Annotated in this window: 14 protein-coding genes; 2 read left to right on the top strand and 12 right to left on the bottom strand. The window is 59.3% G+C overall.

The features are described 5' to 3' along the window. Positions 1–39: 39 nt before the first annotated feature. The 8 genes from ACODTY_RS13260 to aptA form a co-directional block, all read right to left on the bottom strand. On the bottom strand, positions 40–1,011 hold the full coding sequence (locus ACODTY_RS13260; protein WP_488994724.1) for an ABC transporter substrate-binding protein: 972 nt from the start codon (positions 1,009–1,011) through the stop codon (positions 40–42). Between the two features lie 51 nt (positions 1,012–1,062). Then, entirely contained in the window at positions 1,063–2,193 is a 1,131-nt protein-coding gene (locus ACODTY_RS13255) for an ABC transporter permease (protein ID WP_488994723.1), read from the bottom strand. Further along, positions 2,190–3,068 carry an ABC transporter permease gene (locus tag ACODTY_RS13250; protein WP_488994722.1) on the bottom strand — a complete coding sequence of 293 codons (879 nt, stop codon included), beginning with the start codon at positions 3,066–3,068 and terminating at the stop codon, positions 2,190–2,192. Before ACODTY_RS13250 ends, ACODTY_RS13255 begins: the two co-directional genes overlap by 4 nt. A gap of 5 nt (positions 3,069–3,073) precedes the next feature. Next, positions 3,074–3,865, bottom strand: a complete 792-nt coding sequence (locus ACODTY_RS13245) for an ABC transporter ATP-binding protein (RefSeq protein WP_488994721.1) — start codon at positions 3,863–3,865, stop codon at positions 3,074–3,076. Between the two features lie 174 nt (positions 3,866–4,039). After that, positions 4,040–5,491, bottom strand: coding sequence for a dihydropyrimidinase (hydA, locus tag ACODTY_RS13240; RefSeq protein WP_488994720.1), 1,452 nt, complete (start codon positions 5,489–5,491; stop codon positions 4,040–4,042). Positions 5,492–5,571: 80 nt separating this feature from the next. After that, complete coding sequence (locus tag ACODTY_RS13235; RefSeq protein WP_488994719.1) at positions 5,572–6,456, bottom strand: hypothetical protein; 885 nt, start codon at positions 6,454–6,456, stop codon at positions 5,572–5,574. Positions 6,457–6,470: 14 nt separating this feature from the next. Further along, on the bottom strand, positions 6,471–7,733 hold the full coding sequence (locus ACODTY_RS13230; protein ID WP_488994718.1) for a Zn-dependent hydrolase: 1,263 nt from the start codon (positions 7,731–7,733) through the stop codon (positions 6,471–6,473). A 68-nt stretch (positions 7,734–7,801) separates the two neighbouring features. After that, positions 7,802–9,130 carry an omega-aminotransferase AptA gene (aptA, locus tag ACODTY_RS13225; RefSeq protein WP_488994717.1) on the bottom strand — a complete coding sequence of 443 codons (1,329 nt, stop codon included), beginning with the start codon at positions 9,128–9,130 and terminating at the stop codon, positions 7,802–7,804. Between the two features lie 240 nt (positions 9,131–9,370). On the opposite strand from aptA, the gene ACODTY_RS13220 reads away from it, so the two are divergent. Continuing rightward, a complete protein-coding gene (locus ACODTY_RS13220; protein ID WP_488994716.1) occupies positions 9,371–10,000 on the top strand; it encodes a TetR family transcriptional regulator C-terminal domain-containing protein in 630 nt (209 codons plus the stop codon). Positions 10,001–10,099: 99 nt separating this feature from the next. Then, positions 10,100–10,804: an NYN domain-containing protein gene (locus ACODTY_RS13215; protein WP_488994715.1), complete on the top strand. Its 705-nt coding sequence runs from the start codon at positions 10,100–10,102 to the stop codon at positions 10,802–10,804. Positions 10,805–10,850: 46 nt separating this feature from the next. Here the strand turns inward: ACODTY_RS13215 and ACODTY_RS13210 are convergent, their stop codons facing one another. From ACODTY_RS13210 to ACODTY_RS13195, 4 genes are all read right to left on the bottom strand, one after another. Then, positions 10,851–11,309, bottom strand: coding sequence for a carboxymuconolactone decarboxylase family protein (locus ACODTY_RS13210; RefSeq protein WP_488994714.1), 459 nt, complete (start codon positions 11,307–11,309; stop codon positions 10,851–10,853). 17 nt (positions 11,310–11,326) lie between these two features. Beyond that, entirely contained in the window at positions 11,327–11,839 is a 513-nt protein-coding gene (locus tag ACODTY_RS13205; protein WP_488994713.1) for an RrF2 family transcriptional regulator, read from the bottom strand. 134 nt (positions 11,840–11,973) lie between these two features. Continuing rightward, positions 11,974–13,287 carry an NAD-dependent dihydropyrimidine dehydrogenase subunit PreA gene (gene preA, locus ACODTY_RS13200; RefSeq protein ID WP_488994712.1) on the bottom strand — a complete coding sequence of 438 codons (1,314 nt, stop codon included), beginning with the start codon at positions 13,285–13,287 and terminating at the stop codon, positions 11,974–11,976. Between the two features lie 2 nt (positions 13,288–13,289). Further along, positions 13,290–14,654, bottom strand: a complete 1,365-nt coding sequence (locus tag ACODTY_RS13195; protein WP_488994711.1) for an NAD(P)-dependent oxidoreductase — start codon at positions 14,652–14,654, stop codon at positions 13,290–13,292. Positions 14,655–15,072 lie beyond the last annotated feature (418 nt).

Genomic DNA, 15,072 nt, shown 5'->3' with positions numbered 1-15,072 from the left:
TCCCGCCCCTTTCCAAATCAAGTCAGACAGCCTGTCGGCTTACTGCACGGCCTTGTCGGTGATGGCTGTGGTGTAAGCGCCCTCAGGAGCCTTGGTGATGATCTTCTGGTCGAGCAGAGCCTTGGCGGTGCGCTCGTAAGCTTCCGGAATGAGCTTGCCGTCGGCGTTGTCGATAAGCTTGGCAACCTCGCCCATCATAAACTTCTGATGGTTCTCGTCCTGCCCGCCATTCTCGACGACGATCCCTGCTGCTTCGTCGACGTTTTCGGTCGCGTATTTCCAGCCCTTCATCGAGGCGCGAACGAAGCGAACCATCTTGTCCTCGAACGCCGGGTCCTTGAGCTTGTCTTCAAGCGCATAGAGACCGTCTTCGAGCAGATCGTTGCCCATGGCTGTATAGTTGAAGACGATGAGGTCTTCCGGCTTGTAGCCCGCGTCGAGCACCTGGCCGTATTCGTTGTAGGTCATGACCGAGATGCAGTCCGCCTGCTTCTGGATCAGCGGCTGAACGTCGAAGCTCTGCTTCAGGACGGTCACGCCGTCAGCGCCGCCTTCCGTCGAATAGCCGAGCTTGTTCATCCAGGCATAGAACGGATATTCGTTGCCGAAGAACCAGACGCCGAGCGTATGGCCCTTGAAATCGGCTTCGGTCTTGATCGGGCCATCCTTCGGGCACACCAGTTCCATGCCGGCCTTCTTGAAAGGCTGCGCGATATTGACCAGCGCCACGCCCTTTTCGCGAGCAGCCAGCGCGCCGCCCATCCAGTCGACGATGACGTCGGCGCCACCGCCGGCAATCACCTGTTCAGGCGCAATGTCCGGTCCGCCCGGCTTGATGTCGACGTCAAGGCCTTCTGCTTCATAGAAGCCCTTGTCCTTCGCCACGTAGTAGCCCGCGAATTGGGCCTGCGTCACCCACTTCAGCTGCAGCGTGACCTTGTCAGCAGCCATTGCTTGAAATGCCGCCAGCGAGAGAGCGCCGGCCAACACAGGAAGTAGAAGTCTTTTCATGTTTTTACCCTCTGGAGTTAAGTTTTCGAAGCTTATCACCCACTACCGCGTCTATCCACCTCGGACAGACGGATGCCAGAACGTGGCGGCTCTCTCGATGAGAGCGACCACTCCATAAAAAAGCGAGCCGGCAAGGGCTGCAACCGCGATCTCGGCCCACACCATGTCGATGTTCATCCTGCCGACTTCGGTGGAGATGCGGAAGCCCATGCCGACCACCGGAGTGCCGAAGAATTCGGCCACGATTGCACCGATCAGCGCCAGCGTGGAATTGATCTTCAGCGCATTGAAGATGAACGGTGCCGCCGCCGGCAACCTCAGCTTGAACAGCGTTTGCCAATAGTCGGACGCATAGGTGCGCATAAGGTCGCGCTCCATATGGCCGGAAGCCGCAAGCCCGGTCACGGTGTTCACCAGCATCGGGAAGAAGGTCATGATAATGACCACCGCCGCCTTCGACTGCCAGTCGAAGCCGAACCACATGACCATGATTGGCGCTACGCCGATGATTGGCAGCGCCGACACCATGTTTCCGATCGGCAACAGGCCTCGCCGCATGAACGGCACGCGGTCGGCAAGGATGGCGACGAGGAAACCCGCGCCGCAGCCGACGAGATAGCCGAAAAGCACGGCCTTGAAGATCGTCTGGTTGACGTCAGCGGCGAGGATCGGCAGCGAGTTGACGATGCGCACGCCAATTGAACTCGGCGGCGGCAACAGGATGAAGGGAATGCCGGCTCCGCGCGTCGCCGCTTCCCATATGATCAGGATCCACGCGCCGAATATCGTCGGAACGATCAGACGAAGCGCCATCGAAGCCTGTTTCGAGCCGGTGCGGATGGACGACAGCACGGCAACGCAGCGCCACGCGAGCAGCCATGCGGCGGCAATGAGCAGGTAAAATGGGGCCTTGGCAGTCCCTTCCACGCCGGCAATCCCCCGGATCAACAGCCAGGCGGCGAGATGGGCTCCGATGAACAGAACCAATGCCTCCACTATCGCCGATATGCGGAACATGGAAACCAATGCTGCGCCGGCGATCAGCGCGAGGATCAGGCCTCTGGTCCCTTCATAGGGATAGACACCTGCTGCGTCTGCCGCCGCAATGGAGCCGGAAGCGACCGAAGCCAGGCAAAGCAGGAACGCAAGCACGGCTTGCCATGAGGGCTTGAAGCGGTTCATGCCGGCCTCCCGCCCATGGACCGTTCGACGAAGCGCCCGACAATGCCGACCGCCACCACCAAAAGTGCAGCGACGACCGAGCCTGCCACCAACGCCGACCACATGTCGATCGACTGGCTGTAGTAGGCCGCGGCAAGCAGCTTGGCGCCGATGCCGGCGACAGCACCGGTCGGCAGTTCGCCGACGATGGCCCCGACAAGGCTTGCAGCCACCGCGACCTTCATCGACGTGAACAGGAACGGCACCGAGGCCGGCATCCGCAATTTCCAGAACGTCTGTGAAGGGCTGGCGTTGTACGTATGCATCAGGTCGAGATGCATGAGTTCAGGCGAGCGCAGTCCCTTCACCATGCCCACCGCAACCGGGAAGAACGACAGGTAGGTCGATATCAACGCCTTCGGAATGAGCCCGGTTATGCCGACGGCCGCTAGCACGACAATGATCATCGGCGCGACGGCAAGGATCGGAATGGTCTGCGAGGCGATGATCCATGGCATGAGGCTGCGGTCGAGCGTCGTCACATGGACAATGCCTACCGCGATGACGATTCCCAGCACCGTGCCGAACGCGAAACCGAGCAAGGTCGAGGAGAGCGTCACCCAGGAATGGTAGATGAGGCTTCGATTGCTGGTGATTTTGCGCAGGAACGTGTTCTCGAAAAAGTTCGTCGCCACCTGGTCGGGCGACGGCAAGGTGGGCTTCGCCTGCGTCAGCGTCTTGCCGATAAACTCCACCGTGCCGGGCGTCTCGCCGGCGCGCCTGTCGAGGTCACGCTGGAACGGCGCGTTGAGAATGACCGCAAACGCGTACCAGGCCACGACCAGAATGGCCAACAAAGTGGTGACCGGAACGATCTTGTCACGAAGACGATCCATCCTGATCAATCCTCGTAGGAATGGCCGGCGCGCAAGCCGTCGCGAACGCGCGCTGCAATCGCCAGGAATTCGGGCGTCTCGCGAATATCGAGAGGTCGTTCCCTGGGAAGGGTCGATTCAATGATGTCGGTCACCCGCCCCGGGCGCGGCGACATCACGACAATCCGGGTCGACAGATAGACCGCCTCGGGGATCGAGTGGGTCACGAAGCAGATGGTCTTTTCGGTACGCCCCCACAGTTCGAGCAACTGCTCGTTGAGGTGATCGCGCACGATTTCATCGAGCGCGCCGAAGGGTTCGTCCATCAGCAACAGGTCGGCATCGAAGGCGAGCGCGCGGGCGATAGAGGCACGCTGCTGCATGCCGCCCGAGAGCTGCCATGGATACTTCTTCTCGAATCCGGAGAGGTTGACCAGATCGAGCGTGCGCTTGATGCGCTCGGCCTGCTCGGCCTTGGATACGCCCATGATCTCCAGCGGCAACGCGACGTTGCCCGCAATGGTGCGCCAGGGAAACAACGCAGCCGCCTGAAAGACATAGCCATAGGCGCGGGCCTCACGCGCCTTCTCGGCACTCATGCCGTTGACCAGGATATTGCCCGACGTCGGCTTCTCCAGATCGGCGATAACCCGCAGCAAGGTGGTCTTGCCGCAACCGGACGGCCCGATGAAGGACACGAACTCGCCCTTGCCTATCGTCAGATCCACATTGGCCAGCGCTTGCACCGGCCCGTCATTTGTCTGGAACGTCAGCCCGAGCTTGCTGGCCTCGATAACGGGGTTTTTGATCTCAGACATGGCAGCAACCTGTTTGGGTTCCGGGATCACTATCGACATTTGACTGCTCCTCCCAGAACGTCACGGTTTTCTTGGCTCCTCGCAAGCTTTCGGGGACTTGTAGCAAGTAACGCGGACTTCGGCGCGGACGCCGAGACGATGGCGACCGCTGCCAAAAGATACAATAGGTGCAAATCAAACCCCTGTCGCCGGAATGCCGGTGCGCTCCACCTTGCGCGGTGCGGAGATTTCCTTCCAGGTCGACAGCGCCCGATTGACCGCTGCATAGGGCTCGCGCGCAACGAATTCGCCATGCCCCGGATGCGCCTTGACCTCGGCTTCCTGGATGGTCAGTTCACCGCGTGAAAATACGAACCGAGGCAGACCCGTCAGTTCCATGCCTTCGAACACGTTGTAGTCGATGACCGACTGCTGGCTGCCGGCCGAGATCGTCTTCTTGCGCTTGGGATCCCACACCACGATGTCTGCATCGGCGCCATCCACGATGGCACCCTTCTTGGGATACATGTTGAGGATCTTGGCGATGTTGGTCGAGGTGACCGCCACGAACTCGTTCATCGTCAGACGCCCGGTGTTGACACCCCTCGTCCATAGAACCGGCATGCGATCTTCGAGGCCGCCAGTGCCGTTCGGGATCTTGGTGAAATCACCAACGCCGAAGCGCTTTTGCTTGGTGGTGAACGAGCAGTGGTCAGTTGCAACCACTTGCAGCGACCCGGCCTGGAGGCCAGCCCACAGCGAGTCCTGATGCAGCTTGTTGCGGAATGGCGGGCTCATCACCCGGCGCGCGGCATGGTCCCAATCCTTGTTGAAATATTCGGTTTCATCGAGTGTCAGGTGCTGGATCAACGGCTCGCCAAATACGCGCATACCCTTTTGGCGTGCGCGGCGGATCGCTTCGTGGCTCTGCTCGCACGAAACATGCACGACATAGAGCGGAACGCCGGCCATGTCGGCGATCATGATGGCGCGGTTGGTCGCCTCGCCTTCCACTTCGGGCGGCCGTGAATAGGCGTGCCCTTCCGGCCCATTGTTGCCTTCGGCGAGCAATTTCTGAGACAGCGCGGCCACGACGTCACCATTCTCGGCATGGACGAGAGGCAATGCGCCGAGCCCTGCGCAACGCTGGAACGACGCGTACATCTCGTCATCGTCCACCATCAGCGCGCCCTTGTAGGCCATGAAGTGCTTGAACGAGGTGATTCCGCGATCGACCACACTCGCCATTTCCTCGAACACCTGCTTGCTCCACCAGGTGATCGCCATGTGGAACGAGTAGTCGCAAGCAGCCTTGGAAGTCTTGTTGTCCCACATCTGCAGCGCTTCAAGCAGCGACTGCTGCGGCGCGGGCAGGCAAAAATCCACCACCATGGTGGTGCCGCCGGCGAGTGCGGCACGCGTGCCGCTCTCGAAATCGTCCGCCGAGTAGGTGCCCATGAAGGGCATTTCGAGGTGGGTGTGCGGGTCGATGCCGCCAGGCATGACATAGCAGCCGGTAGCATCGAACTCATGATCGGCATGCAGGTCCGGCCCGATGCCGATGATCTTGCCGTGCTGTATCAGCACGTCGGCTTTGTAAGTCCGGTCGGCGGTGACGATGGTGCCGTTCTTGATGACTTTTGACATTGTTCTTATTCCCCGTATTTCCGTAGTGTTCTTTGTCGGTTTCGTACCGTACGAGTTTTTGGCGCCGCTGCGCTGCTAGCTCAGTTCGCAATCCTCCGCTGACGCCGGCTGCGCCACTGCCGCATATCCTCTATCAGTACGTCGAGCGTTCCATAGACCGGAACCACCACGGCGAAATGCGCCGAACGAAGATTGCGTGAGGGCGTGCATGCCTTTGCGATCTGCTGCTGGTAGTCCTCCGAAAGCCAGATTCTCGCGAATCCCAGAAACTGCACGATGATATCTTCGCGCAGATTGGCGATGCGGAAATGGTTGGCCCGAAAAATCGCGAAGGTCGTATAAAGCGCGGTGAGCAGAGACAATCCGAGGATCAGCAAAAGGAAATTGGTGTCGCCGGAATACTCGCCCGAAACCATCGCATAGGCCCAAGCTCCCGCTGAAAAAAGAATGAAGGTCTTGGATATCGAGAAGGCTGCGTTCACGCCTTCCAACTCTGCCCGGTACTTTTCCTCGATTCCGTCCTCGATCTCTTTCAGCTTCTTCTTGAATTCGTAGAGCCGCTGATTCTCCTCCTCGGTGTGCTCGTCTCCACGAGCATCCCTTAGGATGTCGAACGCGCTCAGCGTAACGTCGTCCGTTGCCGTCCAACCGGGAAGTGGAAGTATGGCCGGCGGCAGATATTCCCCGATGCGCCTGAACACGACATAGATGATGTGGATCGTGGTCAGGAACATGAACAGGATCAACAGAAGCGCAAAATCCGAAACGCCCAGGACGTCGAAGATTGTCTGGTAGTTTTGAACGACCTGGTTGACGAGTTCGACATCTGGCAGGAACCCCGCTGATGTGCTGCCTATCGGAGTGAAGCCCGCCGCCACGTAGAACACCACGCCGGAGACGATCAGTCTCGACGTCATGAAGTTGGAAAACCGGATTACGCTTTGCAGTAGCGCATCGACATCCATTGAGCGTTCTCAACTCACTCCGTTCCATCAGATACGATTTCGGCCGTTTCCACGACCGCATGAAACAGCACGTCGCAACCTGCGGCCGCCCATTCCTTTGAAATGTCTTCGGCCTCGTTATGTGACAAGCCATCGACGCACGGGCACATAACCATTGTCGCAGGCGCAACTTTCGCCGCCCAACAGGCATCATGCCCAGCGCCGGAAATCAGGTTCATGTGCGAGTAGCCGAGATTCTCGGCAGCCTTGCGCACCCGCCCGACCAAGGTTGGGTCAAAGGTGACGGGATCGAAGTGCCCTACCGCCTCGACCGAGGACTTGACGCCCAGCGCAGCACAGATTTCAGCGGCCTCTTTCTCGATGCGAGCACGCATGCCATCGAGTTTGGCCTGATCGGGCGAACGAATATCGACGGTAAATATTACCGTGCCTGGCAGCACGTTGCGTGAGTTGGGAGAAAACTTGACCTGGCCGACGCCACCGACCGCACCCGGTTGAGCATCCATCGCCACCTTCTGCACCATCTCGAAGATGCGGGCCATTGCCAGACCGGCGTTGACGCGCATGTTCATCGGCGTCGAACCCGTATGGGCCTCCTTGCCCGTCAGCGTAAATTCCAGCCACCACAGACCCTGGCAGTGCGTGACCACGCCGATCTGCTTCTTCTCGGCTTCGAGGATCGGCCCTTGCTCGATGTGGTACTCGAAATAGGCATGCATCTTGCGCGCGCCCACTTCCTCGTCACCTACCCAGCCAATACGCTTCAACTCATCGCCGAAGCTCTTTCCTTCGAGGTCCTTGCGTCCGTAGGCGTAGTCAACCGAATGCACGCCGGCGAAAACGCCAGAAGCCAACATGGCCGGCGCGAAACGTGCGCCTTCCTCGTTGGTCCAATTGGTGACGACAATCGGATGTTTGGTCTTGATGCCAAGGTCGTTGAGGCTGCGCACCAATTCCAGCCCTGCAAGAACGCCAAGCACACCATCATACTTGCCGCCCGTCGGCTGCGTATCGAGATGCGAGCCGACATAGACCGGCAATGCGTCGGGGTCGGTGCCGGGACGCGTCATGAACATGGTGCCCATCTTGTCGACGGCCATGCTCAGACCAGCGGCGTCGCACCACGATTTGAAGAGGTCCCGCCCCTCCTTGTCTGAGTCTGTCAGCGTCTGGCGATTGTTGCCACCAGCAACGCCGGGGCCGATCTTCGCCATTTCCATCAGCGAATCCCAAAGCCGTTCGGCATTGATGCGCAGATTCTCGCCCGGTGCGGACATGCAATTCCCTCTCATTCCATTTCACAACAGGCGGCGGTTCCCGACGCCGCCTGTCGCGTCGATTTTATTTAGTCGACCGCGCGAAGAACTTCGCGGACGTGATCCACCAATTCGTTGATCTGGCCCTTGGTGATGATAAGCGGCGGCGACAGCGCAATGATGTCGCCGGTCGTGCGTATCAACAGGCCGCGTTCGAACGCCTTGAGGAAAGCCGAGAATGCCCGCTTGGTCGGCTGGCCGGCGATCGGCTCCAGTTCAATCGCGCCAACGAGGCCGATATTGCGGATATCGATCACATGCGGCTCGCCCTTCAGCGAATGCAGTGCATCTTCCCAGTGAGCAGACAGTTCTTCGCCGCGGGTCAGCAGGCCTTCTTCCTTGTAAGTGTCCAGCGTTGCAAGCGCAGCAGCCGATGCAATCGGGTTGCCCGAATAGGTGTAGCCGTGCATGAACTCGATCAGGTGCTCAGGCCCGTTCATGAAGGCATCGTGAATTTCCTTCTTCACGAATACCGCGCCCATCGGAATGACGCCGTTGGACACGCCTTTCGCCGTTGTCATGATGTCTGGAACAACGCCGAAATAGTCGGCGGCAAACGGGGTGCCCAGACGACCAAAGCCGGTGATGACTTCGTCAAAGATCAGCAGGATGCCGTGCTTGGTGCAGATATCGCGCAGCTTCTGCAGGTAGCCCTTGGGCGGCAGGATGACGCCCGTCGAACCGGCAACCGGTTCGACAATAACGGCTGCGATGGTCGAGGCGTCGTGCAACGCGACAATACGTTCCAATTCATTGGCGACATCTGCGCCGTGCTCGGGAACGCCGCGCGAGAACGCGTTCTTGTCCGGGAAATGCGTGTGCGGCATGTGATCGACGCCGGTGAGCAGCGTCCCGAACATCTTGCGGTTTGACACGATGCCGCCGACCGAAATGCCCCCGAAGTTGACACCGTGATAGCCGCGTTCGCGACCGATCAGGCGCGTGCGGGAACCCTCACCCTTAACGCGATGATAGGCGATAGCCATCTTGAGCGCGGTCTCGACCGATTCCGAACCGGAATTGGTGAAAAACACATGGTCCATGCCCTTGGGTGCAATATCGACCAGCCGGTTCGCCAGTTCGAACACGATTGGATGGCCCATCTGGAAGGCCGGTGCATAGTCGAGCTCGGCAGCTTGTGCTTGAATCGCTTCGGTGATCTTGGGACGGCAATGGCCAGCGTTCACGCACCACAGGCCGGCTGTGCCATCCATGATCTTGCGACCGTCACTCGAGGTGTAGTGCATATCCTTGGCAGCGACCAGCATTCGCGGCGTCTGCTTGAACTGCCTGTTCGCCGTAAAAGGCATCCAGAATGCACTAAGATCGTTCGGCGTTACCTTGAGCCGGTTAGACATGACCAAGCTATCCCTTTGGTTTCTTGTTTCGTTGCGGCCAACGCTTGGTCCTTCGCATAAATCCGTGCTACGCAATTTTTTGACCGATTGGACAAACGTTAGCACCGCCACATGGGCGGTCAAGTTATTAGTAGCTGAAATGCGCCCTTGAAAGCGCGCTCCACAGGCCGGTAAAAACTGGTCCAGACTATTGGTCCAGATTTGAGCCAAAGCCTTGGCTTGATTGAAGTGAGCACAGCAATGGAAGCGTCCGTTCCACGCCGCACCCGCATCCAGCAGGAAAAGCGCGAGCTTATCTTGGAAGCGGCGCTCGACGTGTTCTCGGCGAACGGTTTTCGCGGCTCCACCATCGACCAGATCGCCGAAGCGGCGGGCATGTCGAAGCCCAACCTGCTCTATTACTTCCGCCGCAAGGAAGACATCCACGAAACGCTGATGCAGCGGCTGCTCGACACCTGGCTTGCCCCGTTGCGGGAGCTTGACGATGTCGGCGATCCCATCACCGAACTCAAGAGCTACATTCGTCGTAAACTCGAAATGGCGCGCGACTATCCTCGGCAAAGCCGGCTTTTCGCCAACGAGATCCTGCAGGGCGCGCCGCGCATCATGCCGATGCTGGAAGGCGAACTGAAAAACCTCGTCGACGAGAAGGCTGCCGTCATCACCGGGTGGATGCATGCCGGCAAGATCGCGAAGACGGACCCCTATCATCTCATCTTCGCGATCTGGGCGACGACCCAGCACTATGCCGATTTCGACGTGCAGGTGCGCGCGGTCCTCGGTTCGGATCGAGGCGGCGACGGTCGCTTCGAGGACGCCGCCCGCTTCCTGGAGCAACTGATCATCAACGGATTGAAGCCTGCGGGCTAGGAGCCGGCATGCGCCAATTCGTTCAAATACGCCGGATTTTTGCAATCTGGAATTGAAGTCGAAGCCCTACTGTGCGTCCAGCATTGGCTGGAGAACAAAGTGGACAAGCCGCGCCTTGCATTGCTGATAGACGCCGACAACATTCCGTTTCGACTTCTCTCCGACATTTTGCGTCACGTCGAGACCCTTGGAAATCCCATCGTAAGGGCAATCTTCGGCGACTTCTCCGAGAACCGAAACTCGGAGTGGATTGTCGGGGTCCGGGAATTTGCCCTCGAACCGGTTCTCCAAGTTTCTGGTGGCAAGGGCAAGAATTCTACCGATATCGCCATGACGATCCGGGCCATGGATCTTTTCTACTCTGGACAGGTCGACGGATTTTGCATTGCATCGAGCGACCGCGATTTTCTGCCGCTGGCAATGCGTCTGCGCCAAAATGGAAAACAGGTTTATGGGTTTGGCGAGAGCAAGACCGATGCCGCGTTCCGCAAGAATTGCACCGAGTTCTTCGTTCTTGATGGCGAGCGCAAAGCGGTGGTGGAATCGCCCAAGCCCGGCACCAAACTCCACCCTCAAATTGCAACCCTCATCAGAACCCTTTCAGCCAAAAATCCGGCGGGCGCGGTTCCTCTGTCGTTTCTCGCTAAAGCAATCACCAACGAAGTTCCAAAATTGGCTCCGACTATCTGCGGCAAAGGCAAATTCCTCAAGAATCTGAGAAAAACCGGCGAGGTCAATGTTATCGGTGAAGGTTCATCGCTGAGCATTCAATTGCGCCGTGCGGCTTCTGCAAATCACGGATAGCTTCGTGACGCCTCAGTGATGAAGCGCCACAAAGCTGATTGTTTGTTCAGGCGGCCTTGGCTTCCTTGACCGGGTGCAGCGCGTGGAAACTGACACATAGCCGGTTCCAGACGTTGATCATGCCGACAGCAACCGTGAGCTTCGTCAGTTCCTCTTCGGAAAACTGCTTCAGCGCCTGTTCGTAGAGCGCATCCGAGACGCCGCCTTGCGAGATATTGGTGACGGCTTCAGTCCAGGAAAATGCGGTGCGCTCGCGCTCGGAGAAAAGCGGCGATTCCTTCCATGCCGCCACGAGGTAGAGGCGCTGCTCGGTTTCGCCATCTTCGCGCGCTTCGCGGCTGTGCATGTCGACGCAAAACGAGCAGCCGTTGATCTGGGAGGCGCGCAACTTGATGAGATGGAGCAGGCTCCGCTCCAGACCGCTTTCCTCGACAGCCTTATTGAGTGCCCTCACCTGTTCCATAAGCTTGGGCGCCTTGGCGAAAAACTGGAGCCTCTGTTTCATGGGTTTTCCTTTCACTGCTACTTCGGGGAACTGACTTTTTGCGGCCGTTGATTGCGCGCCACGAAGGCGCAACTGGCCGCAACCGAACGCGGGTCTGCGTCATTCTGGAAACCGGTCACGATGTCGGAAAGCTTTTCGGCGGCGAGCGCGGCGCGATAGGTCTTTTCGGCCCTGAGCATAGCGACGTTGATGCCGCACGGTTTCGCATAGGCTGAGGCCGGAAGCTTGACCGGCCCACGCTGGCGAATTTCGCCACACCTGAAGGCGGGCAAGGGCCCCTCCACCGCCAGCACGATATCCAGCAACGATATGCGTTCCGCCGATCGGGCCAGACGGTAGCCGCCAGCAGGACCCGGCAGAGATTCCAGCACGCCCGCGCTGGTCAACGCGTTGAGATGCTTGAGCAGATAGCTCGAAGACACACCGAAGGCCTCAGCCATTGCCGAGCCCGACAAGGTGGCGTTTCCATCCACGCCAGCAAGCATGGCGGCGCAATGAATCGCAGCTTCAACGCCTTCGCCGAGTTTCATGCCATTGGCTTTCTAATCATGGATATAATATATCGTGGATATTTTTTATCGTCAATATGTTCAAAAGAAAACTCCTCCCCGCAGACGAAACCGTCGATACGCTACGCGGCGGTTTCGTCTGCTTCAGGAGGAGCCTATTCCGCAGCCACTTTGGCCATCGGATTGTTCGGATGCGTCGTCCAGTTGGCATAGTTGGGCGACACAGGCTTGCCGGTCCGCTGGTCGAGAACGCCAACTTCGAGCGGCACCATGGTGATGCAGCCTTCAACCGGGCAGACATTGACGCACAGATTGCAGCCGACGCACTCGTCTTCCATCACCTCGAAGTGCCTGGCTCCATCGACCATCGACGTGATGGCCTGGTGCGAGGTGTCTTCGCAGGCGATGTGGCAGCGTCCGCACTTGATGCAGGCTTCCTGGTCGATATGCGCCTTGGCGATATAGTTCAGGTTGAGATACTGCCAGTCGGTGACGTTCGGCGTTGCACGCCCGACGATGTCGTCGAGGCTGCGATGACCCTTTTCGTCCATCCAGTTCTCAAGACCGGCAATCATTTCCTGCACGATCTTGAAGCCATAGGTCATCGCCGCCGTGCACACCTGCACGTTGCCGGCGCCGAGCGCCATGAATTCGGCAGCATCGCGCCACGTGGTGACGCCGCCGATGCCGGAAATCGGCAGGCCGCGCGTTTCGCCGTCGCGGGCGATTTCGGCAACCATGTGCAGCGCCATCGGCTTGACCGCCGGGCCGCAATAGCCGCCGTGCGACCCCTTGCCGTCGATGGACGGCTCTGGCGAGAACGTGTCGAGATTGACCGAGGTGATCGAGTTGACCGTGTTGATCAACGATACCGCATCAGTGCCACCGGCCTTCGCCGCCCTTGCCGGCTTGCGCACGTCGGTGACGTTCGGCGTCAGCTTGGTGATGACCGGCATGCGCGTGTACTGCTTGCACCAGCGCACCACCATCTCGATGTATTCCGGCACCTGACCGACGGCAGCGCCCATGCCGCGCTCGGACATGCCGTGCGGGCAACCGAAATTGAGCTCGATGCCATCAGCGCCGGTTTCCTCGACCAGCGGCAGGATCGCCTTCCAGCTCTCCTCCACGCAGGGCACCATGATCGATGCGATCAGCGCCCGGTCCGGCCAGTTCATCTTGACCTGCTTCATCTCGCGCAGATTGGTCTGCAAGTCACGATCGGTGATGAGTTCGATGTTGTTGAGGCCGAGCAGGCGCCGGTCGGCACCCCAGATCGCGCCATAGCGAGGACCGTTGACGTTGACCACCGGCGGGCCTTCCTCGCCGAGCGTCTTCCAGACGACACCGCCCCAGCCAGCCTTGAAGGCGCGCTCGACGTTGTAGGCCTTGTCGGTCGGCGGGGCCGACGCCAACCAGAAGGGGTTGGGCGACTTGATGCCGATGAAATTATTGCGGATGTCCGCCATGGTCATGCCCTCCCGTTCGAGGTGAATGCGCGATGGATGCTTTCGGCTGCGTCGCGGCCCTGGGCGACCGAGGTCACCGTCAGGTCTTCGCCGCCGCGGATGCAGTCGCCGCCGGCCCAAACCTTGGCCATCGACGTGCGCCCTTCCGCATCCACCTTGATGCGGCCGTTCTCCAGTTCGACGGATGCACTGGAGCCGTTCAGCGCAGCTGGTACGAGGGTCTGGCCGATCGCCTTGAAAACCTGGTCAGCCGGAAGCGTGAGGAGTTCGCCGGTTCCGGCAAGCTTGCCGTCCTTCATGGCGGTGTATTCGAGTTCGATGGCGGTGACCTTGCCGTTATGCGAAATCACGCGCTTCGGCTGGAGCCAGTGGCGAATGGTGACACCGTTGGCTGCAGCAAGATCCTGCTCGAAGCCGGACGCATTCATGTCTTCCTTGCCGCGCCGGTAGCAGATGGTAACGTCTTCCGCGCCGAGCAGCTTCGACTGCACGCCGGCGTCGATCGCCGTCATGCCGCCGCCAATGACGACGACGCGGCGACCAATGGGCAGCTTGGCGAGATCGCCGGTCTGGCGCAGCACCGAGATGAACTCAACCGCGTTCTCGACGCCCTTGGCATCCTCGCCGTCGGCCTTCAGCGCATTGATGCCGCCAAGGCCCATGCCGAGGAAAACGGCATCGTAGGACTGAACGAGGTCGGAAAGCTGGACGTCGCGGCCAAGCGCCATGTCGTTGCGGATGTCGATGCCGCCGATGGCAGTGACGTAGTCGACTTCGGCCTGGGCAAAGTCGTCCGTGCTCTTGTAGGCCGCGATACCATATTCATTGAGCCCGCCCGATTTCGGCTTGGCTTCGAAAATGATGACGTCGTGGCCATGGCGGGCAAGGCGATGGGCGGCGGCAAGACCAGCGGGACCGGCGCCGATCACGGCCACCCGCTTGCCCGTCGAGGCGGCGCGCTTGTAGAACTGCTTTTCCTCTTCCATCGCCACGTCGGTCGAGTAGCGTTGCAAGCGCCCGATCTGCACCGGTTTGCCCTCGGCGGCTTCGCGCACGCAGGCTTCCTCGCACAGCGTCTCGGTCGGGCAGACGCGGGCGCACATGCCGCCCAAAATGTTCTGGTCGAAAATCGTCTTGGCCGATCCCAACGGATTGCCGGTCGCGATCTGCCGGATGAACATCGGGATATCGATCGACGTCGGACACGCCGTCATGCAGGGCGCATCGTAACAGAAGTAGCAGCGGTCGGCTTCGACCAGCGCTTCGTGGTGATCAAGCGGCGGATGCAAATCCGAAAAATTGTCCGCATATGTTTCAGGAGCAAGCCGATTGTCGGCAATGCCGTCCTTGAAATGACCTGTCGCCATTCCACATTCCCCTTTGTTATCGTTGTGGAAATGCTAGCACATTCTGATTTTTTATCAATTGGTCAATTTTCAAGCCAAGTCATTGAAAAGTCTTGGCAAAAACATGATTATTTTTGTCATGTTTGAGCTTGAATAGGCATTTTGAATCGCTCCAGCCCTACCCTACCAGAACGCGGAATGGATCCCGGACAGCATCTCCGTCGCTTTGCTCGGCTCGCTTCCGGGATGACGCGGTGTGTGAGGATCGTCTTGGCGCGAGAGGTTCCTTCCCCTCGTCATCCTCGGGCAAGCCTGAGCGCAGCGAAAGGCGCGACCCGAGGATCCATGCCGTGAGGATTGAGGGTGTGGGGCAGCTCAGAATGGGGAGCCTTCCTTTGCGCCCTTTGTGCGCTGCCGTTTGGTCACGGCATGGATCCTA

It is taken from the genome of Mesorhizobium sp. FG116, assembly GCF_057809835.1.
The sequence above is the reverse complement of the archived record's forward strand: the minus strand, read 5'-3'. Positions and strand labels throughout refer to the sequence as shown.